We start from the raw sequence: 22,173 nt of genomic DNA, 5'->3' as shown, positions 1-22,173 counted from the left end.
CCACACTGATTATTAGTTGAACCAATCGGGCTTTAACAAGCAGTTGATTTCTCACCTAATTCCTTAGCTTTCGCTGAATTTTTGGTTAGGAATCTTACTGCCTGTTAAAGCGGGACAAATGGAGGGGCAACATGAAAAAAATAGGTGTAGGGATTGTAGGATTTGGTTTTTCTAGTACGACATTTCATATCCCACTATTACAAACGATAGAAGAATATGATATTCGTGCTGTATTATCCTCAAAAGAAGAGGTAGTAAAAGAAACATTACCAAATGCTAATGTTGTTAGTACAATTGATGAATTGGTGAAGCGAGCTGATGTTGACTTAGTTGTTATTACATCACCTAATACAACTCATTTTCCATATGTAAAAGAAGCAATTTTAAACGGTAAGCATGTTGTTGTAGAAAAACCATTTGTTGTCTCAATTGAAGAAGGGGAAAAGCTTATTTCATTAGCAGAGCAGCATAATATAATGTTAAGCGTATATCATAATCGTCGTTTTGATAATGATTTCTTAACAATTAAGAAATTGTTAGGAGAAAACAGAGTAGGGAATGTATACGCATATGAATCGAATTTTGATCGTTTCCGTCCACATGTACGTGATCGATGGAGAGAAAAAAATCTACCAGGCTCCGGTATATTATACGATTTAGGATCGCATTTAATTGACCAAGCGTTATCAATATTCGGGAAACCCGATGCGATAAGTGCAGATGTAATAAAACAAAGACCAGGTGCAGAGGTGGATGATTATTTCCACATAGTACTTCATTACGGAGTTAAACGTGTCATTTTACGTAGTAGCAGTTATGTGAAAAAAGCTGGACCGCATTTTATAGTGCATGGAGAGAAAGGTTCTATCGTGAAGTACGGTATGGATTCGCAGGAAGAGCAATTAAAAAATGGAATGAAGCCAGGTGATAACGGTTATGGAGTAGACGATGAAGAGAATTTTGCTACTTTAGAAACAGAAGAAAGCTTAGAGCGTATTCCAACAGAAGTCGGTTGTTATGACAATTATTATAAAGGTGTACGAGATAGTATATTAAATGGTGAGAAACTACCTGTAACAGCAAAAGAAGGTTTAGATGTTATTAAACTGATTCAATTAGCGATTGAAAGCAGTGAAAAAGGTAGAGTCATTTCTATAAAATAAAAAGACACGAAATTCGTGTCTTTTTATTAGGAATATGTGAATATGATTAATTATTTAGTTTAGTCGTTTATCATACATTAATTGGATATGTATGCCATAAGGATCTTCAATAATACCATATGCTTCACTAAATATATTTTTTTCTAGCGGAGAGATTATTTTCACATGCTTATCGGAAATTAAATTATTATAAAACCTTTGTATTTCTTCTAAATTAGCACTTTGAATGCAAAGTGACATGTTATTTCCAACGTTATAACGTTCATTAGTATTCATTGTATCTTCTGCTATCATTAGCTTTGTATTCCCAATTTGTAAAACAGAGTGAGCAATATGATCTTTATTTTCACTTGTAATTTTAAAAGAACTATCTCTTTTCGCCAGTTCTTCATACGTAACAATCATTAATTTTTTGGCTTCTAAATTACGTGTATAAAAGTTAATCGCCTCCTTTGCTTGCCCGTTCATTGAGAGAAAAATAGCTATTTCTAATGTCATAAATTCACAACTCCTTTATTAGTTAATAATTATAATATAGACTAAAAAGGTTTCAATACATGATACCTTTTTGGGAGGGAAATATGAAAAAAACTGAACGAATAAATGACATGCTTATTTTCTTAAATAATAAAAGATATTTTAATTTAAAAGATTTAATGGTTAGATATGATATTTCTAAAAGTACAGCTTTACGAGATATTCAATCATTGGAAGAAATAGGTGTACCCATATATTCTGAACTAGGTAGAAATGGAAGTTATAAAATTATAGAAAATAGTGTGTTATCGCCAATTTATTTTAGTGTGGATGAAATGTATGCGTTATACTTTTCGATTCTTACACTAAATGGATACAAGACAAAACCATTTAATATAGAAAGTATTGCGCTTGAAAATAAATTTAAACATGTACTACCTGATAATGTGAGTAAAAATATTTCGATTATGGAACGAACGCTTTCCTTTGAAGTAACAAATCATAGTAATTTTAGTCCGTTCTTAAAAGAAATTTTACAGGGGATTTTTGCTGAGCGAGTTTATTATTTAACATATTTAAAAAAAGATGAGGAGAAAGTATTGGTCGCCCAATTTATTCGAATCGAATCTAAATTTGGCCAGTGGTATGCTAAAATCTTTAATTTTGGGACAAATGGTGTTCAAATAATTAGATGTGATAAAATTCTTTCTATTGAGGAAACAAGCAACACGAATTCAAAAAATCTTGAAGAACTATTAAGTTATCTTACAAACTTTCACAGAAAACCTGATGCAATTGATTTTAGCGTCATTGTTAATCAAAAAGGAAAGGACATTTTTGATAAAGAGAATTATCCTTCCATGAGGATACAAAAAGAAAATGAAAATTATAGTATAACAGGCTATTTTAACAAGCAAGAAGTTGAGTTTATTTCAAGTTATTTTCTAAATTTTGGTGAAACGATTATTTCAATTCAGCCTGTCATGCTAAAAGAGTTAATCTATAATAAGGTGTTATCTATAAAGCAGCATTTAACTTCTTTAAGATAAAGTTAGTTTTAGTCATTTTTTGATATGAAAAAGCCCTTGCGATTTAAATATCCAAAGGGCTTTTTGGTGATTTTATTTGTTCTTTAGAAAAATTACTTTTGTGGAACAGAAAGACCATAGAAGAACATCGTAACGATATCTTTTATATGTTTTTCCCGATCTCCTTCAAGAAGTTGTGCTCCAAATTCATCACCTAATTTTGTAAACATTTGAATGTAAAGTAACATCATTTCTTTAGTAAGGTGTGGATTAATTTCGTTTTTGCGCTGAGCTCGTTCTAATATTTCTAAATACCAGGGTAGGATTTTTTCATTTTGATAACTATAAATAAACTTACGGAGTTCTTCGTCCCTTTGCATCATTTGTAGTAACATATCAGGTTGAAATAATCCGCCAGTATTCATTTTTCTTACAATCATTTTTTGCATCATATCATGAAAAGGTAATTTTTCTTCTGCAAGCTCTTTATAATATTGAAATTCAGATATGATAAATTCTTGTATAAGCTCCCTAAATAACGCATCTTTACTTCCGAAATGATTATAAATTGTAACTTGAGAAACGTTTGCTTCTTTTGCGATATGTTCTATTTTCACTTCATTAAATCCACGTTCTGAAAATAATAAGAATGCTGCTTCTTTAATGGCACGCTTTTTCTTTTCTTTTACTCTTTCAAAGCCGTTCAATGCAATCACCTCACTTAAAATATACAAGAAAAAATAATGGAAAACAATAATTTTGAAATATGGACTGATAAATATTTCAAAAAGTTGTTGCGAATATGAAAGATGAGGAGTACAATAATTTTGAAATATCACATATTAAATATTTCAAAAAATGAGGTGGAATTATGATTTCAGTTCAAGATGTCACAAAACAGTTTTCGAATGGAAAAGGTTTGTTTCATATTACATTTGATGTAAAAGAGGGAGAAGTATTTGGTTATTTAGGACCGAATGGTGCCGGAAAATCAACGACGATTCGTAATTTAATGGGATTTATAAAACCGACAGCTGGTAAAGCGACAATTTTTGGATTAAATTGTTGGAATGAAGCAGCGAAAATTCAAAGGGAAGTTGGTTATCTACCGGGTGAAATTTCTTTTATTGAAGGAATGAACGGATTAGAGTTTTTAAAATTAATGCAAGGAATGCGTGGATTAAAGGATACGAAAAGACGAGATGAACTGATAGAACGTCTGCAATTTGATGTGAAAACACCGATTCGCAAAATGTCTAAAGGAATGAAGCAAAAAGTAGGGATAGTCGCTGCATTTATGCACGATCCAGAGGTGTTAATTTTAGATGAACCAACATCTGGACTTGATCCACTTATGCAGCAAGTGTTTATAGATTTAATATTAGAGGAAAAGCAAAGAGGAAAAACAATTCTTATGTCTTCGCATATTTTCACTGAAATTGAGAGAACTTGTGACAGAGTAGCTATTATTAAAGATGGTCGACTCGTAACGGTTGAAAATATTCACGATTTACAAAGTATGAGAAGACAGGTGATAGATGTAACAGTATCATCACAAGAAGAGATTGAGTCTCTTACAAAGTGTAATTTGCAATTTGAAGCGGTAAAAGGCAGAGAGGCATCTATCATTGTACAAGGAAACTATCAAACTGTTTTACAAACACTTTCAAACTACAATGTAACGGCACTTCAAACGAGAGCGATGGATTTAGAACATTTATTTATGCATTATTACGATAAGAAAGAAGGGATAACGCATGAATAAGCAATTATTTTTAGCTAGTTTGAAAGAAACACAAAAAAGTATTTTGAGTTATGCGTCTGGTGCAGCTTTATATCTGTGGTTATTAATTTGGATATTCCCGTCAATGGTATCAGCGAAAGGGCTAAATGAATTAATAGGTGCCATGCCTGATAGTGTGAAAAAAATCGTTGGTATGGAAAGTCCGATTCAAAACGTAATGGATTTTCTAGCGGGCGAATACTATAGTCTATTATTTATTATCATTTTAACAATTTTTTGCGTAACAGTTGCGACACATTTAATTGCTCGTCATGTAGATAAAGGAGCAATGGCATACTTGCTAGCAACGCCTGTATCTAGAGTACAAATCGCAATTACGCAAGCGGCTATTCTTATATTAGGACTACTGATTATTGTAGCGGTTACGTATGTAGCGGGTATAGTAGGTGCTGAATGGTTTTTAGAGGATAATAACTTAAATAAAGAATTATTTTTGAAGATAAATGTAGTCGGAGGGCTCATATTTTTAGTCGTTAGTGCCTATTCATTTTTCTTTTCTTGTATATGTAATGACGAAAGAAAAGCACTAAGTTATTCAGCGAGTTTAACTATCTTATTTTTCGTATTGGATATGGTAGGGAAGTTAAGTGATAAGTTAGAATGGATGAAAAACCTATCATTATTCACGCTGTTTCGTCCGAAAGAAATTGCTGAAGGATCATATAATATATGGCCGGTAAGTATAAGTTTAACTGCTGTAGCGCTTTGTATTTTTATCGTAGCGATTGTAGTATTTAGGAAGAGGGATTTACCGTTATAGAGTAGAAAGTCCACTGAGAAAGTGGGCTTTTTTTATTTGTAAATTTAAACTAGTATGTTTATTGCATCCTTATAAAGGATATTTATCTTTTTAATTAAAAAAATATTCAAAAAAGTGAACCTTTTTCTAGGTTCATACGTCTAATATATGTAAAGTTAAATTGGAAGTGATGAAGTGAGGATGAAACAGGAGGAGCGATTGTGAAAGTAATCCCTTTATATAAAATGATTATAAAAGAAGAAACGGATGTTTCTTTAGCGAAAAAAGGTGATCATGAAGCCTTTATAGCGCTTATACATACAGAAAAAGTGAAGATGTATCGAATAGCAAAGGCGATGTTACGTGATGAGACAAATATAGAGGATGCGATACAGACAACAATTTTAAAAGCCTATGAAAATATAAAAAAATTAAAAAAAGAAGAATTTTTTCAAACTTGGTTAATTCGAATACTAATAAATGAGTGTAACAATATTATTAGAGCGTATAAAAATGTAATTGTGACAGAGGAGAATGATTACAATATGAGTGCGTGTGATCAGTATGAAGATATAGATTTGTGTAATGCGATTCAATCGTTACATGAAGAATTAAGAGCTGTTACGGTGCTTTATTACTATGAAGACATGAATCAAGAGAGTATAGCAAAGCTGTTAGAAATACCGAAAGGAACAGTGAAATCAAGATTGTCACGCGCGAGGGAACAACTACAAAAACGATTAAAGATGGAATAGGGGGTGTAAAGGATGGATAATGAAAAATTATTTGATGAGAAATTAAAAAAGAGAATAAAAGATGAAAATGTTATAGTACCTCCAGAGTTAAATGAAAAAATTAATGGCACGCTACATAATCTTCAGGTAAAAAAGAAGAGTTACAAAATTCATATGATGATAATTAGTGCAGCGGTTTGTATACTTTCAGTGGTATCTATGTCTGAGTTTTCTATACAAAGTTTTGCGCAAAATGGTGGAGTATTTGAATATGTAAAGAAAAAAGCGTTTTCTGATTATGAAAATGAAGAAGAAATAAAATCGAATGTACATTATCCAGATAAAGAAAAGATTCATCAAAAAATGCTAGATTCTATTGATTATTTTAAAAATATTTCAGGACAATTTGAGGAATATTCTAGCTCATCAAGAATTGCTACAACATATAAGTATGCGATTGATACGGAGAAACAAAGAGGTATCTCTTCGAAAGAAGATAAACTAGCCAAAAAACGAACAATTATATATAACGAGGGCAAGAAAAAAGAGTTTGATGATGAGAAGTATACCTATAAAGAGACAAAATGGAACCCGAAAGAAAGAAACAATGAACTATTAAAATTAAATCCTACGGAAAGGTTAGTGAGAAAATCAGATGAGAAAAAGAGATATGATGATGAATATGTAGGGCTAGCTAAATATAGTATTCAATCAGAATTCGCAGATTTATTAATTCGATATAAAGATTGGAATTATAAAGAAACGAAATATCTTGGATTAGATTGTTACAAAATTGAAGGAGTTATAAACATAGAGATGCCTGTTAGCACCTCTGAAGATTTAAGAGGGAAATTCGAAATGGTTGTGGAGAAAAATACAGGGATTATGTTGAAATTTCTTAGTTTTCAAGAAGGCTTGATTCAATATTCAGTTACGACTGAATGGATACAAATAGATAAGGGATTGAAAGAAAGTATGTTTCAAAAGGATAGCGCTAAATATGAAAAAATGAAAAACATATTGGATCAATAGAAACAGGAGGAGAGTAAATGGGGAATCATTCATCTTTAAGAGAAGAGAAAAATAAGCAAAAATATAAAAAGAAAAAGATAATAAGTTTACTACTGGCGGTATTACTATTTGGTGGAATTGGCTATGGAGCCTATGTATATATGAAAACTTCTAGTCTTGTACAAAAATCTAATTTGAATTTAGCACGAGGTGAAAAATCCAATTTACGTGAGAAATCTGTAAAGCCAATTGCAAATCATGTTTCACTTTTAATTATGGGAATTGATGAAAATCAAGAACGACAAAAGGAATATAATGGTGCATTTCATACAGATGCATTATTGTTAGCGACTTTTAATAAAGACGATAAAACAGTGAAATTAACAAGCATACCGCGTGATACATATACATATGTTCCAGTTGAAAAGAAAAAAGATAAAATAACCCATGCATATGGAAGTGGTTTCGTTAAAAATGGTAAAGATGGAGGACCGCAAGCTTCTGTGGAAGCGGTAGAAAAATTGTTACAGGTGCCTGTTGATTATTTTGTGAAATTTAATTTTGGTTCCTTTACTAAAATTGTTGATGGGTTAGATGGTATTGAAGTGGATGTCCCAGTTGAATTTACGGAGCAAAATAGTAAAGATGAACCTGATGCGATTCATTTGAAAAAAGGATTACAAAAATTAAATGGGGAAGAAGCACTTGCACTAGCAAGAACGCGCCATATTGATAGTGATGCAATGAGAGGACAGCGCCAACAACTTGTTATTGAAGCGATTTTAAGTAAATTAAAAAGTGTAGGATCGATTACGAAGTTAGAAAAAATAGTTGAGGCGGTTGATGGTGATTTTAAAACAAATTTAGTAATGGATGATATTTTATCTTTTTATAAATACGGTTTAAACGGTTCAGTTGAAAAAATACAATTAGCTGGTGATGATTTATACTTACCTAATGGCCCAAACGGGCAACGTGTATATTATTATAATCCTAATAAAAAAGATCTACAGAGTTTGAGTAATACTCTTAGAACACATCTAGGATTAAGTGAAAAGCAAATTGAGGAGAATTAAAGCAGACGAAATGTCTGCTTTTTTATTTTTGTAGAAAAGATGTTTTTAGATATATGCATTATTTATTAGCAATAATTAACAAGTATTCAAGTGGTAAATGAGATGAAAGTGATTAAAACAACAAATGTGTATGAATGCGAAATAAGGTTTGAACAACATATGGCATTTTTATGAATATTACTGTAAAAAAATAATTTTTTAAAAATTTTCAATAATAATACTTTACAAAAATTAAAAAATTAGTAGAATAAGAATTAGTAAGAATCGTCTGATAAATATATAGAGAAAAACAGAATTATCAGAAAATTCTTTAATAGCTATCGTTAAGAATTAGGGAGGGTACAAAATGAAAAAGAAACAAATGAAAAAACTAACAGCAGTTGTAGCACCGGTTTTAGCAATGAGCATGGCGTTAACAGCATGTTCTACATCAGGTGGAGATAAGAAAACAAGCACAAATTCTAGCTCTAGTGGAGATAGTAAGTCAGGGGAAAAATTAGCAGCAAAACAAGTGCTAAATCGAACAGTAACACAAGAGATTCCGACGATGGACTCTTCAAAATCAACTGATACAGTATCTTCACAAATGCTAGGTAATACGATGGAAGGGTTATATCGTCTTGATAAAGACAATAAGCCGATTCCAGCAGCAGCAGAATCTAGCACGAAAAGTGAAGATGGTAAAAAATATACGTTCAAACTACGCAAAGATGCAAAATGGTCAAATGGAGATCCAGTAACTGCGAAAGATTTCGTATACGCTTGGCAACGTCTATTAGATCCAAAAACAGCTGCTGAGTATGCATTTATCGCATTCCCGATTAAAAATGCAGAAGTAGTAAATAAAGGAGAAAAACCTGTAACTGAATTAGGAGTAAAAGCAGTAGATGATCTTACGCTTGAAGTTGAGTTAGAGCAAGCAGTACCGTACTTCTTAAACTTAGTAGCATTCCCATCATATTATCCATTAAACGAAAAGTTCGTTAAAGAAAAGGGCGAGAAGTTCGGTTTAGAGTCTGATACAACTGTCTATAACGGACCGTTCGTTCTTAAAGATTGGAAGCATGAACAAGGATGGCAATTAAAGAAAAATGATCAATATTGGGATAAAAAGACTGTGAAACTGGAAGAAGTTAACTTTAGTGTTGTTAAAGAGGCTGCGACTTTAGTCAATCTATATGATAGCGGTCAAGTTGACTTTGCTTTATTAAATGGAGAGTTCGTTGATAAATATAGAAGCAAGAAAGATGAATTTGGCACATATTCACAAGTAAGTACGTATTTCATTCGTATGAACCAAAAACGTGATGGACAAGACACGCCATTAAAGAGCAAAAAATTACGTGAAGCAATTGCGTTATCAATTGATAAAAAGAATTTAGCAAATGTAATTTTAAATGATGGATCAAAAGAAGCTGACTTCTTAGTGCCAAAAGGATTAGCAACTGGACCGGATGGTAAAGATTTCCAAGAGACGTTTAAAAACGGTTTGAAACCAAATGCTAAAAAAGCGGCTGCAGCTTGGGAAGAAGCGAAAAAAGAACTTGGAAAAGACCAAGTTACGATTGAATTCTTAAACTACGATACTGGTAATGCGAAAAAAGTTGGCGAATATATTAAAGATCAGATTGAGAAAAACTTAAAAGGTGTAACAGTTAATATTAAACTTCAACCATTTAAGCAAAAACTAAAATTAGAAACTGAACAACAATATGATATTTCGTATGGCGGATGGAATCCGGATTATGCAGATCCAATGACGTTCTTAGATATGTTTGAGACTGGACATTCTCATAACCAAATGAGCTTCTCTGATCCTAAATATGACGGCATGGTGAAAAAAGCTGGAACGGAATTAATGAGCGATGCAAAGAAACGTTGGGAAGAGTTAGGAAAAGCTGAAAAAACATTACTTGAAGAAGATGTAGCGATTGTACCTTTATATCAACGAGGAGATTCTTATGTTTTACAACCAAATGTAAAGGGAGTAGTAAAACATAATATCAGTCCAGAATTTAGCTTTAAGTGGGCATATGTGACTGAAAAATAATAGAGTTGAAAAAGCATTTAAAAGTGGCTTAGCTACTTTTAAATGCTTTTTTTGTGAGCTTAAAATACTAATTTTTAGTGTGGTTAAATAGAAGAGAATAAGGTGTATAGTATGTACATATAGTAGATGGGGGATAAATCATACTAAATTAAAAAAAATCAGAATATTTAAAATTGAACTATTTACAAATACGAAAAAAAGAGTAGAATAACATTAGTTGTAATTTTCTGAAAAACAAATCTTTAGTAAGGGGTCTCTCAAGGATTGGTAATGTACATATAATTAGGGAGGGTATAAAAATGAAGAGAAAAAAGCTGAAAAAGTTAACGGCAGTTGTAGTACCAGTTTTAGCGATGAGTGTTGCATTGACAGCATGTTCTGGGTCAGGTGGGGAAAAGAAAACGACTACTACATCAAATAGTGGGGAAGAAAAAAAATCAGATATTAAATATGCAGCGAAACAAGTATTAAATCGTACGGAAAACCAAGAAATTCCGACGATGGATACTTCTAAATCTACTGATACATTAGGTTCGCAAATTTTAGGGAACACGATGGAAGGCCTATATCGCCTTGATAAAGAGAATAAGCCAATTCCTGCTGCGGCAGAGTCTAGTACGAAAAGTGAAGATGGTAAAAAGTATACGTTTAAACTGCGAAAAGATGCAAAATGGTCAAATGGTGATCCTGTAACAGCGAAAGATTTCGTCTTCGCATGGCAGCGCTTACTTGATAAGAATACTGCGGCAGAATATGCATTTATTGCTTACTATATTAAAAATGCAGAAGCGATTAATAAAGGAGAAAAACCTGTAACTGAATTAGGAGCGAAGGCGGTAGATGATTACACGCTAGAAGTAGAATTAGAAAAACCGGTACCGTATTTCTTAAATTTATTAGCATTCCCATCATACTATCCATTAAATGAAAAATTCGTAAAAGAAAAAGGTGATAAGTACGGTTTAGAAGCAGATACAACTGTGTATAATGGTCCATTCGTTATGTCTTCATGGAAACATGAACAAGGTTGGCAGCTGAAGAAAAATGATAAGTACTGGGATAAAAAGACTGTGAAATTAGAAGAAATTAACTATAGTGTAGTAAAAGAGGTTGCAACGAAAGTAAACTTATATGATACAGGATCAATTGATTTTACATTACTATCAGGAGAGTTTGTAGATAAATATAAATCGAACAAAGAAGAATATGGTGAGTATGCGGAATCAAGTACATTCTTCTTACGTTTAAATCAAAAACGTAACGGACAAGATACGCCTTTAAAGAGCAAAAAACTTCGTGAAGCAATTGCATTATCAGTTGATAAAAAAGGATTGGCGAATGTAATTTTAAATAATGGATCAAAAGCAACAGATCAATTGGTTCCAAAAGGACTTGCGACAGGGCCAGATGGTAAAGATTATCAAGATACATTTAAAAATGGTCTGAAATATAATCCGAAAAAAGGAGCAGCAGCGTGGGAAGAAGCGAAAAAAGAACTTGGAAAAGATCAAGTTACAATTGAATTGCTAAGCTATGATGATGGAACTGCGAAAAAGATTGCTGACTATGTAAAAGATCAAATTGAGAAAAATTTAAAAGGTGTAACGATTAATACGAAAATTCAGCCGTTCAAACAAAAATTAAAATTAGAAACTGCGCAAGATTATGAAATTTCTTATGCAGGTTGGAGTCCAGACTATGCGGACCCAATGACATTTATTGATATGTTTGAATCGAAGAGCCCGTACAACCAAATGAGTTATTCAAATCCAAAATACGATGAAATGGTAGGAAAAGCAGGTAATGAATTAATGAGTGATGCGAAAAAACGCTGGGAAACGTTAGGGAAAGCTGAAAAATTATTCCTTGAAGAAGATGCAGGGTTAGTTCCTTTATATCAAACAGGAAGATCGTATGTAATGAAACCGAATGTAAAAGGAATTGTGAAACATAACATCAGTCCAGAATATAGCTTTAAGTGGGCGTATGTAACTGAGGATGGCGGAAAAAAATAAAGTGAAAGCATTTCAAAAGTGGCTGAGCTGCTTTTGAAATGCTTTTTAGTATGTATAAGGGAATAAATCTCGTTAGCCTATTGAGAATCGGGTAGGTAATTAGGAAGGTTCTATCGGAGGGATTTAGAGAGGTCAGTAAGTAGTAAGACAGATGATAGTAAGAGACCTCATGCTAATAAGAAAAATATAGAACGTAGTAATAGAGTGGAATAAGGGGAGGGATGTTTACATATAGTAGACGGGGATAATTCATATAGTAGTTAAAACAACAAGTTACTATAATAAAAAAATAAATATTTAGAAAATTTACAAAAATACTTTACAAAATTTTAAAAAATAGTAGAATATTAATTAATAAGAATTTTCTGATAACGAAAGTTAGTAGAGAAATTCTAAATGTTAATATCGTACATATAATTGGGGAGGGTACAAAAAATGAAGAGAAAAAAGATGAAAAAATTGACAGCGGTCGTAGCACCAGTTTTAGTAATGAGTATGGCATTAACAGCTTGCTCTGGATCAGGAGATAAAGAGAAGGCAAGCACAACACCAAAAAGCGGTGAAAAAGAAGGCGGAAAGCTAGCGGCGAAGCAAGTGCTTAATTTAACAGAGTCTCAAGAGATTCCATCTATGGACTCTGCTAAAGCGACAGACCAAGTATCGTTTCTAGCTTTAAACAACGTAATGGAAGGTTTATATCGACTTGATAAAGATAATAAAGCAACACCAGGAGTTGCTGAATCATATAAAAAGAGTGATGATGGTAAAAAGTATACATTTACATTAAATAAAAATGCAAAATGGTCAAATGGAGACCCTGTAACAGCGAAGGATTTCGTGTTTGCTTGGAAACGTGCGGTAGATAAAAATACAGCAGCGGAATATGCATACATTATGTTTGATTTAAAGAACGCAAAAGCAATTAATGATGGGAAAGCACCACTTGATACGTTAGGTGTAAAAGCTGTAGATGATTACACATTAGAGGTAGAATTAGAAAATCCAGTTCCTTACTTTGTAGAATTAACTTCATTCGGAACATTCTATCCGTTAAATGAAAAATTCGTAAAAGAAAAAGGTGAAAAATTTGGTTTAGAAGCAGATACAACGTTATACAACGGACCATTTACATTAACAGACTGGAAACATGAAGAAGGATGGAAATTAAAGAAAAATGCACAATATTGGGATAATAAAACAGTTAAGTTAGATGAAATCAACTTTAACGTAGTAAAAGATAGCGGTACACGTGTAAACTTATATGAAAGCGGACAAATCGATCGTGCGGGACTTACATCTGAAATGGTTGACAAATATAAATCAAATCCAGACTTTTATACACAAAAAACACCATCAACGTTCTTCTTACGTTTAAACCAAAAACGTGGTGGGCAAGATACAGTATTAAAGAACAAAGATTTACGTTTAGCGATTGCAAAGGCATATGATAAAAAAGGCTTAACGAACGTTATTTTAAATGACGGATCTACACCAGCAGATTACTTAGTACCAAAAGAATTTGCTAAGAGTCCAGATGGAAAAGACTTCCGTAAAGAAAATGGAGATATTTTAAAAACAGATGTGAAAAAAGCAAAAGAGCATTGGGAAAAAGCGAAAAAAGAACTTGGAAAAGAGCAAGTAACGATTGAGCTATTAAACTACGATAGCGATAATGCGAAGAAAGTAGGAGAATTCTTAAAAGGAGAACTTGAGAAAAACTTACCAGGGTTAACAGTGAACTTGAAAAATCAACCGTTTAAACAAAAATTAAAATTAGAATCAGATTTAGATTATGATTTATCTTACGCTGGTTGGGGCCCTGACTACTTAGATCCAATGACATTCATTGATATGTTCGTTACAAATGGTCCTCATAACCAAACTGGATATTCAAATCCAAAATATGATGAAATTGTAGAAAAAGGTAAAGGCGAGCTATTAACGAAAACGAAAGAACGTTGGGATAGCTTACTAAAAGCTGAGAAAATATTACTTGATGATGCTGTAATTGCACCATTATATCAACGTGGTGATGCTATCGTTCAAAGACAGAAAGTAAAAGGTATTGTTCACCATCCGGTTGGTGGAGACTACAGCTATAAATGGGCATATATTACAGAGGATAAGTAAGATGAGGGGCGTACAATACGCCCTTTTTTCTATGCACTTTTCTTCCGTGCTCGAATATATAAAATAAAAAAGGGAGAATCCCATGAAACGAAACACATACATCGATTTCCTAGCTTATTACGGAATAGGAAGTGCTCATCCTGGTGGCTTTACGTTAACAAAACAATTGTTAGCACAACTGCCTTTTAAATATGGAGCGAATGTCCTTGAGATAGGTTGTGGTACGGGGAAAACAGCGGCGTATATGACAAGGGAATTTGGCTATAAAGTAACAACGGTTGAAAAGAATGAAATTATGATTCAAAAGGCAAAAGATAGATGGTTGTTTGAAGGGTTAGATATACAATTAATTGAAGGAAATGTAGAGCATTTACCGTGTTTGAATAACTCATTTGAGTTCGTACTTGGAGAATCAATCATCGCTTTTACAGACAAAGAAAGGGTTATCTCGGAGTGTTATCGTGTATTACAGCAGGACGGTAAGCTTGTTGTCATTGAAATGATTATTGATAGGCACATTGATAAGGGTGAGGAAGAAAAAATCGCCCAATTATATGGCATGAAAGAACTGTTAACTGAGAATGAGTGGGTACAATTATTTCAGAAAGCAAATTTTAAAAGAATTACAATTGCGGGTGGTGGCACGATTGCAGAAACAATCTCTGGCTATGTAGAAGAGCCAGAATGGAATGTATCCTCACATATTCCGAATGAGTTATATGAGGCGTGGGCACAGCATGAAAATGTACGGCTTATGTACCAACACATTTTAGGGCATCGTATTTTTATATGTGAAAAATAAAGAAAAAGAGTTGGCTAAAGGTAGCCAACTCTTTACTATGTTAAATGAAAAATAATGCAGCTAATGTAATTCCGAAGATGAAACCAAATCCGAGTTCAACACCCCAGCCACAACCGCCGCCTCCCCAGCCGCCGCAACCACAACTACTACAACCACGACCACCACATCCGCAGCTGCTGAATCCACCACCGCATCCGAATCCACAACTATCACACCTGCTAAGGCCTCCACAAAGGTCACAACCACCGTTTGCATAAGCGTCGTAGTATCCGAACCCTGAATCAAAAGATGAGCGCTGTTGCACCGGTTCGATCCATACAGAGTTTTGTGTCACATCGATTATTTTACCTAAATGTATACGGCCATCACGGTCTTCAATCCGAACAACTTTTCCGAAATAACGTTGGCATGTATCATAACATTTTTGTCTATGCATATTCTTTCCTCCTTCCGCATTACAGTAATACGATATGTAAGGGGGACAAGTGCGGCTTGTACGAATGCCCTATCTATCATAATTGTTATAGGAAAGGGGAAATATAAGAAGAGGATATATAAGGAGGAAAAGGCATGAAATCTACAGATCAGTTTCAGACATACGAAGTACCATGGGAAGATTTTATTGAAGCGTTACGAGAGGAAATGAAGAAGCAAGTAGGGACAGATATTATTGATACAGTAGTTTGCAATTTAGAAGATGGTTTTGAAGTGTATACATATGTGCAGGGGGATTTAGATTTTGAATATAAGGAAGCGCTTGAGAGAGAATACGGAAGTGATGCGAAGACACCTAATGTGTTAACGATAATGTTATTAGCTAGTATTTATAATACAAGTGAAGAGAATATACGCTTGCATGCGGATAATAAAGAGAATCCGATTGTTGAAGTGTATGTAAAGCAATGAAACACGCTGTGGAAGGCGTGTTTTTTATTTGTATGATAAAATGTTAGAAAATTGAGAAAGAAGGTGAAGGATTGGGAATTAAACATCTTAATTTAACAGTTACAGATGTAACAGCAGCTAGAGAGTTTTTAGAGAAGTATTTTGGTCTAACTTGTAGTGGAACAAGAGGGAATGCCTTTGCAGTTATGCGTGATAATGATGGATTTATACTAACTTTAATGAAAGGAAAAGAAGTTCAGTATCCAAGAACATTTCACGTAGGATTTCCACAAGAAAGTGAAGAACAAGTAGATAAGATAAATGAAAGATTGAAGGAAGATGGATTTTTGGTCGAGCCTCCTAAGCATGTCCATGCGTATACGTTTTACGTTGAAGCACCTGGTGGATTTACAATAGAAGTGATGTGTTAAGTCAAAAATCAAACTTTTTGTTATGTGTTTTTAAAATAAAAAGTAGGAAAAGTCTGTTTTAAGTGTGGAGCTTAAACAGGCTTTTTTACTTATAGTATCGGATAGAAAACGCTAGAAGGAATAATATTCAGTTCTTATAACTGTTTACATAATAAAATTATGCTGGGTTCGTTGTCCTAAAATACAAGTCATATATCTTGTTTCCTCTCATAAATTTAAACATAGGAATTTGTCTACAAAGGTGGCGAAGCCTCATCATGAAAATCCGAATTTGTGCCACGTTCATGTTGTTTCTATTTATATGTTTACCTTTATCAGCTTTTGCAAAAGGAGAGGAGGCAAAGGAAAGGGTCGTTTCACTTGTATATGACGATTCGGGCAGCATGAGAAATAACGATCGCTGGAAATATGCCAATTATGCTTTGCAAAGTTTAGTTGCGCTATTGGATGAAAAAGATAAATTTTCTTACGTTCCAATGAGTAAGCCGAATGAGCCATTAAACATTTCGTTAACGAAGGATAAAAGGCAAACAGAAATTGAGGGAATTGGAGCATGGAAAACGTATTTAAATACTCCATTTAGCGCGGTAGAAACGGCGATGCAATCTATAAAAAAGGAAGCAGATATAGATGGAAAACGTGAATTTTGGCTTATTGTATTAACTGACGGGGCATTTAATGATTTAGAGAAAGATAAGGTTGGCGGAAAAGAACAAATTTTGCAGAAATTAGCCCAGTTTAAGAAAGAAATGGATGCAAAAAAGATATCGTTACATCCAGTCTTAATTACGATGGAAGAAGATTTAGGACAACAAGAAAAAGAACAACTAAATACGTTCAAGGAAATATGGAAGAAAGAGATAAATGGTGTTACGATGCCGTCAAGCGGAGAAGATGGCATTGTAAAAAGTGTAAATCAAGTGGCAGCATTAGTTGCAAATCGTGATCCATTCTCCTCTGTTGAATCGATTGTAAAAACGAAAGTAGTGGGGAAAAGAGTAGAGATTACAACACCGTTTCCGTTAAAGCGTATGACGCTTGTACGACAATCGCCTTCTCTGCCCGATTATCAGGTCACACAAATTTCTAAACCATTACAATTACAATCTTCTTTTTCCATACATGCACCAGGAGAAGCAAAGTTGTTCGGAAATATAGTTCATATAAGTACGGAAAATGAGGAAGTTATTAAACCAGGAACTTATACGATAGAAGTGGACCGAGATATTGAGAAAGAAGGGTTACAAGTACTAGTCGAACCGGCACTTAATTATACTGTTTCTACTTATGATAAAGAGGATAAGGATAGAAAAAATGTTGAGGAAATGTATGAAGGTGTGACAGCTGTTATTGAAGCAAGGCCTACGGAGTTGCCAGTTCAGTCTTCTTACTTTCAGGCAGAAGTAGAAATAGACGGAAAACAATATGCAATGAAGTGGAACGATAAAAGGCATGTGTTTTATTACGAAACGAAGCTTGGTAAAGGGTTAGTACGCGGGAAAGTTCATATGAATATAAAGGGGTTTTATAGACAGACGAAAGAATTTAAAATTGAAACAGCTGAGAAACCGAAATTATCACTTCAAACTGTTACAAAAGATTATGAAGAAAAAGTGACAAATTTAGAGAATAGTAAACCGTTTATTATACAACCACAGTTAGATGGTAAGCCGATGACAGAAGAGGCTGTAAAGAAACTATTAAAATCTACTGGTGTCACATCTAAACAATCAATCAACTATGAAATAAAGCAACATGGAAATCAAATCTATGTTTATCCTCGTCCCTATTACTCCGACACATTTAATTTTACAGATACCGGCACCGTAGAAGCTACCATCGTAATGCAGGATTCAAAGTTACAAGAAGTAAAGAAAAACATAACATTCCATATTCAAGATGCTCCGTTTTATGAAAAATATGCGCTTATTTTTAAGTTTGTCATTCCTATCACTTTATTACTGTTAGTAGTAGGAATCATTGTTTTAGGATGGATTGTTCGGCCAAGATTTCACCGGAAAGCACTACTGTATTATGAATGGGATCAAGAGGTAGCGAAAGATTGGCTATATCAATCTGAACCAGAATTACTTCGAAATAAATGGTGGAACCATTATTTTGGGATCCCATTTAGAGCAGAAAGAAAAACTGTGCAATCCGTTACATTTATAGCGAAGAAAGGTTCGAAATCTGTCTTTGTAGCGAAAGAATCACAAGTAGTTGGAATGATTATTGATGGAATGTTTATAACAGAGGATGAAGTAGGAATGGAACATAAGACACTATATCCAAATGAACTTTTACTAATTGATAGAGGATATGGTAAGGAGATTTACAAGTACGAATGTGAATAGTAGGTAGGGATAAGAAGGGGATGGAGTATTCATTCTCTTTCCCTTTTTTCAAACAAGCAAGAATAGGAAGGTGGTTCACATGACATTACAAGTTCCAACAATATTAATTGGTTTAGGTGGAATCGGTAGTACTGTGACGCATCAAATATATGAAAAACTGCCTGAAGAGCGCCGAAAAAAGGTAGCAATGCACGTATTTGATACAGATGTGAATACATTAAGTAAATTTGATCATATTCGAAAGTTTAAGACACAAACAAGTTCTAGTAAAACGCCTAGGGAGTATATTGCAGGAGATCCAACGATCCCAGAGTGGTTTCCGATGGATCCGACTATACTTGATAAGCCATTAACAGAAGGAGCAGGACAGTTACGCGTTATTTCACGTTTAGCGTTACGTGCTGCGATGAAAGAAGATAAATTGACGTCTTTTTGGCAAGAAATCGAGAAAATTTTTCCGGTTACAAGTGATCAAACGGAATATGGTGTGCGTGTCATTATAGTAACATCACTAGCAGGCGGAACAGGTTCAGGGATGTTTCTGCAAATTGCATTATATTTACGTGAAATGCTTCGGAAGAAATTGCAGCATCATAACATTTTAATACGCGGTGCGTTTTTAATGCCGGATGTTTTAGTAAAGACGAGAACAGTTAGCGCGAAAGAATTTGAAACGGTGCAAGCAAATGGCTATGCATCGTTAAAAGAATTACATGCTATTACGCTCGGTTCTACTGGAGAATTATCAAAACGCGGCGGTGTAACAATTGAATTAGAGTATCGCCCTGATCAAGTAGATGAAGACGGAAGAACGAATCATACAATTAAACAACATCATTTACCGTACAATTATTGTTTCTTATACGATTATGAAAACCTACATGGACACCATTTACACAATTTATCAGATTATATGGAACAGATGGCAAATACAATTTATTTACAGTTATTTAGCCCGATGTCCACAAGTCATTTTGCACAAGAAGACAATCAAATTCAGCAATTAGCAGAATCAAGCGGAAAAGGACGATATTGCGGGGCAGGAACGGCAAAACTCATTTATCCGTATGAGCATGTGTTAAAATATTGTGCTTTAAAATGGGCTGTGCAAGGTTTAGATGAATCGTGGCTTCATTTAGATCAACTGTTTCAAGAGAAGAAGCAAAGATATGACCAAGATGTAAAACGTGGGATGCAGCGTGAAAAGCCGGAGAGAGGTAAAAGTTATTTAGAGGACTTGGAACATCTTGCTACCCGTCCAGAGCAAGCTCATATTTTCTATAGACAAATGTACAATGAAACACGTGAAGGAGCAGAGGGTGGTAAGCTCGGAGTTGCGAAATCAAAACTGTTTTTAGAAGCTGTAGAAAGTTATGTACAACGAACGGTGCAAAAAGATGAGGAATTAAATCGTCTGCAACATGAGTGTAAAATTTCAGCTGCGAAACTGAAAATGATGGAACAAATGAAAGGTGAAGTGGCAAGAGTGGATCATGCGGTTCGTTTATATGCGTATGCGATTCCGAGCCGTGTACATGAACATGTAACGACACTTTTATATGACATGATTGAATCAGACCGCTTTTCACCAAGTGGTTCTGAAGGGCAGTCCTATCAATTAAATACATGGTTTTTAAAGAAAACAGATCCAGTTCACCCAGTAGCAGCACGTTTTATGTTATATGAAATTCGAAAGCAGTTAGTGGAAAAAATGAATCGACTACATGAAAATAATGAACAAAAGCGAAATGTAATTCAAAACTACGATAAAAAATTTAATGTGGGTAATATCGATGGAACGGTAACGGCTGTACGCCGAGTAGAAATTGCTCAACAACAAGGCTGGTTTGGAAAAATGATTAATAATCAGCAACGTTTATTCAAAAGAGAATTTGAAGACATTATAACGCAATATGTACACAAATTAAATGAATATCGAAAAGAAATGCTATTAGAACTTGTATATCAATCGCTATATCAAGCAGTTAATAAAATGATTCAATATTGGGAAAGATTTTTTGATAATTTACATGAAACACGTGAAAATTTACTGTTTGAAATCCAAAAGCGCAGTAAGGAATTTGAAGGGAAAACAAACCCGACGAATGTATATGTATTAGCTGAGGAACAGCTGCAAGAAAAGATATGGCAAGATATGCAGCAACATTTAAATTTAGGTGTACTACCGAAAGATATATCAGCGGAAATTTATATGAGTTTGTACGGGGAATATTGTCGTGATGCGAAAACAGAAGAGATTCAGTCGAAAAAGGTAGAGGATTTCTACCGAGAACATATACTGAGCTATTGTTATGACGAACTGCAAGTACGCTATCGTGATAAATTAGAACTGAATATCATTGAAGCGTTGCGAAAAGAAGCAGATTATAAGAAACGTGATCGCGATGAATACGTTCGTGAAAAAATTGAAGACCTGTTCCATTTAGCGAGTCCATTCGTTCCGAAAGTTGCTCATCATAGGGAATTACAATATTGGGGTATACATCCTTCTTTAAAGAAAGAGCTGCAAGAGGAATTAATTCAAGAAATGTTTAAAGAAAAAGATACAGTACATGAAGCCTTTTCGCCATTTGAAGTAATCTGTTATCGAGCGCATTACGGCTTATCGCTGCAAGATTTTCCTAAATTATCATCAGGACATATTTCAAACGGATTTATGAATGATAAAGGTGACTATTTCCAATCGTATTATCGCCGTGTAAATAAATTAAATAGTAAAAAATCTAGTTTAACGCCGCATTTAGATAAGTATTGGCACTTACCAGCCTTTATGCCAGATTTAAACGCGACTCAAACAAAATTAGATTATGATAAATGTAATCGTGCATTACTATACGCATATATGTATCGCTGGATTAGTTTAGTTGCTGTTGATGGACAATTTGTGTATCAATATAACGGTGTAGGACGTAGCTTTTTAATTCAGTCGATGGGGAAAAATATTTCAAGCGAAAGTTATAAATTACACAGAGCATTGCTTCATAATCCGTTTATTTATGAAAACATCTTGTCACGATTTGAAGAAGAGCAAGAAAAGGCGATGATACAAGGTGGACATTTATATACACATCCGTTCGTATTAGGAGCCCAAGATGTAAGATGGCTTAGAAAAGAACATGTCCACAATCTTTTAGATATGATTTTAATGTATGACCGTGAAGCGAAGTATGATCCGACATTAGAAGAAACATCAGATGAATTATTAAGACTATTCCTCGATGAAATCGAGTTGTATTTCCAGAACTATTACGGTACAGGTGCCGATATGGTGGCAAAGAAAGAGAAAGAAATGTTTATTAAACAATTGTGGGATCGCTCGCATGCAAAAGGATATGTAGATCCAAATAGCGCTCCGTATAAAAAATGGCAAAATTTATTAAGTGTTCAAGATGAAGAAGAAACGCCAAAAACGAATGTATAATGAATGAAAAGGGAATCCTTAAAAGTGGCAAT

18 protein-coding genes are annotated in these 22,173 nt (G+C 33.9%); 15 read left to right on the top strand and 3 right to left on the bottom strand.

Going from position 1 to position 22,173, the window contains the following annotated elements:
• Nucleotides 1-131: 131 nt before the first annotated feature.
• Nucleotides 132-1,163, top strand: coding sequence for an oxidoreductase (locus tag HFD78_RS17610; protein WP_000719771.1), 1,032 nt, complete (start codon nucleotides 132-134; stop codon nucleotides 1,161-1,163).
• Nucleotides 1,164-1,217: 54 nt separating this feature from the next.
• Here HFD78_RS17610 and HFD78_RS17605 read toward each other — a convergent pair whose 3' ends face one another.
• Nucleotides 1,218-1,661, bottom strand: coding sequence for a VOC family protein (locus HFD78_RS17605; protein ID WP_069605211.1), 444 nt, complete (start codon nucleotides 1,659-1,661; stop codon nucleotides 1,218-1,220).
• A gap of 59 nt (nucleotides 1,662-1,720) precedes the next feature.
• On the opposite strand from HFD78_RS17605, the gene HFD78_RS17600 reads away from it, so the two are divergent.
• The gene (locus HFD78_RS17600; RefSeq protein ID WP_098204775.1) at nucleotides 1,721-2,689 is read left to right on the top strand and encodes a helix-turn-helix transcriptional regulator; all 969 of its coding nucleotides are present in this window, start codon (nucleotides 1,721-1,723) and stop codon (nucleotides 2,687-2,689) included.
• Between the two features lie 92 nt (nucleotides 2,690-2,781).
• Here HFD78_RS17600 and HFD78_RS17595 read toward each other — a convergent pair whose 3' ends face one another.
• Nucleotides 2,782-3,384, bottom strand: coding sequence for a TetR/AcrR family transcriptional regulator (locus tag HFD78_RS17595; RefSeq protein WP_002005560.1), 603 nt, complete (start codon nucleotides 3,382-3,384; stop codon nucleotides 2,782-2,784).
• Nucleotides 3,385-3,539: 155 nt separating this feature from the next.
• On the opposite strand from HFD78_RS17595, the gene HFD78_RS17590 reads away from it, so the two are divergent.
• The 9 genes from HFD78_RS17590 (at nucleotide 3,540) to HFD78_RS17550 (ending at nucleotide 15,029) form a co-directional block, all read left to right on the top strand.
• Nucleotides 3,540-4,433 (top strand): ABC transporter ATP-binding protein, encoded by an 894-nt coding sequence (locus HFD78_RS17590; RefSeq protein ID WP_016111144.1) that lies wholly within the window; start codon nucleotides 3,540-3,542, stop codon nucleotides 4,431-4,433.
• Nucleotides 4,426-5,232 carry an ABC transporter permease subunit gene (locus HFD78_RS17585; protein WP_087967720.1) on the top strand — a complete coding sequence of 269 codons (807 nt, stop codon included), beginning with the start codon at nucleotides 4,426-4,428 and terminating at the stop codon, nucleotides 5,230-5,232. The genes HFD78_RS17590 and HFD78_RS17585 overlap by 8 nt, the downstream gene beginning before the upstream one ends.
• Before the next feature lie 200 nt (nucleotides 5,233-5,432).
• Nucleotides 5,433-5,966, top strand: a complete 534-nt coding sequence (locus HFD78_RS17580; RefSeq protein WP_000864723.1) for an RNA polymerase sigma factor — start codon at nucleotides 5,433-5,435, stop codon at nucleotides 5,964-5,966.
• Between the two features lie 12 nt (nucleotides 5,967-5,978).
• Nucleotides 5,979-6,977 (top strand): hypothetical protein, encoded by a 999-nt coding sequence (locus HFD78_RS17575; RefSeq protein WP_000368246.1) that lies wholly within the window; start codon nucleotides 5,979-5,981, stop codon nucleotides 6,975-6,977.
• 17 nt (nucleotides 6,978-6,994) lie between these two features.
• The gene (locus HFD78_RS17570) at nucleotides 6,995-8,032 is read left to right on the top strand and encodes an LCP family protein (RefSeq protein WP_000526726.1); all 1,038 of its coding nucleotides are present in this window, start codon (nucleotides 6,995-6,997) and stop codon (nucleotides 8,030-8,032) included.
• A 346-nt stretch (nucleotides 8,033-8,378) separates the two neighbouring features.
• On the top strand, nucleotides 8,379-10,082 hold the full coding sequence (locus HFD78_RS17565) for a peptide ABC transporter substrate-binding protein (RefSeq protein ID WP_000730165.1): 1,704 nt from the start codon (nucleotides 8,379-8,381) through the stop codon (nucleotides 10,080-10,082).
• A gap of 299 nt (nucleotides 10,083-10,381) precedes the next feature.
• The gene (locus HFD78_RS17560; RefSeq protein ID WP_000823431.1) at nucleotides 10,382-12,097 is read left to right on the top strand and encodes a peptide ABC transporter substrate-binding protein; all 1,716 of its coding nucleotides are present in this window, start codon (nucleotides 10,382-10,384) and stop codon (nucleotides 12,095-12,097) included.
• Nucleotides 12,098-12,532: 435 nt separating this feature from the next.
• Nucleotides 12,533-14,227, top strand: a complete 1,695-nt coding sequence (locus HFD78_RS17555) for a peptide ABC transporter substrate-binding protein (RefSeq protein WP_000823443.1) — start codon at nucleotides 12,533-12,535, stop codon at nucleotides 14,225-14,227.
• An 82-nt stretch (nucleotides 14,228-14,309) separates the two neighbouring features.
• The gene (locus HFD78_RS17550; protein WP_000828247.1) at nucleotides 14,310-15,029 is read left to right on the top strand and encodes a class I SAM-dependent methyltransferase; all 720 of its coding nucleotides are present in this window, start codon (nucleotides 14,310-14,312) and stop codon (nucleotides 15,027-15,029) included.
• Nucleotides 15,030-15,069: 40 nt separating this feature from the next.
• On the opposite strand, the gene HFD78_RS17545 is transcribed toward HFD78_RS17550, so the two are convergent.
• The gene (locus tag HFD78_RS17545; RefSeq protein ID WP_000554977.1) at nucleotides 15,070-15,465 is read right to left on the bottom strand and encodes a hypothetical protein; all 396 of its coding nucleotides are present in this window, start codon (nucleotides 15,463-15,465) and stop codon (nucleotides 15,070-15,072) included.
• 134 nt (nucleotides 15,466-15,599) lie between these two features.
• Between HFD78_RS17545 and HFD78_RS17540 the strand changes: the two genes are divergently transcribed.
• The 4 genes from HFD78_RS17540 (at nucleotide 15,600) to HFD78_RS17525 (ending at nucleotide 22,141) form a co-directional block, all read left to right on the top strand.
• Nucleotides 15,600-15,935: a hypothetical protein gene (locus HFD78_RS17540; protein ID WP_098204774.1), complete on the top strand. Its 336-nt coding sequence runs from the start codon at nucleotides 15,600-15,602 to the stop codon at nucleotides 15,933-15,935.
• Between the two features lie 71 nt (nucleotides 15,936-16,006).
• Entirely contained in the window at nucleotides 16,007-16,345 is a 339-nt protein-coding gene (locus tag HFD78_RS17535) for a VOC family protein (protein ID WP_000511523.1), read from the top strand.
• A 257-nt stretch (nucleotides 16,346-16,602) separates the two neighbouring features.
• Nucleotides 16,603-18,699 carry a vWA domain-containing protein gene (locus tag HFD78_RS17530; RefSeq protein WP_000702076.1) on the top strand — a complete coding sequence of 699 codons (2,097 nt, stop codon included), beginning with the start codon at nucleotides 16,603-16,605 and terminating at the stop codon, nucleotides 18,697-18,699.
• A 79-nt stretch (nucleotides 18,700-18,778) separates the two neighbouring features.
• Nucleotides 18,779-22,141, top strand: a complete 3,363-nt coding sequence (locus HFD78_RS17525; protein ID WP_000175107.1) for a tubulin-like doman-containing protein — start codon at nucleotides 18,779-18,781, stop codon at nucleotides 22,139-22,141.
• Nucleotides 22,142-22,173: the final 32 nt, after the last annotated feature.

It is taken from the genome of Bacillus sp. EKM501B (genome assembly GCF_011800505.1).
GTDB classification, from domain to species: domain Bacteria; phylum Bacillota; class Bacilli; order Bacillales; family Bacillaceae_G; genus Bacillus_A; species Bacillus_A cereus.
This window is presented reverse-complemented; position numbering and strand designations above follow the sequence as displayed.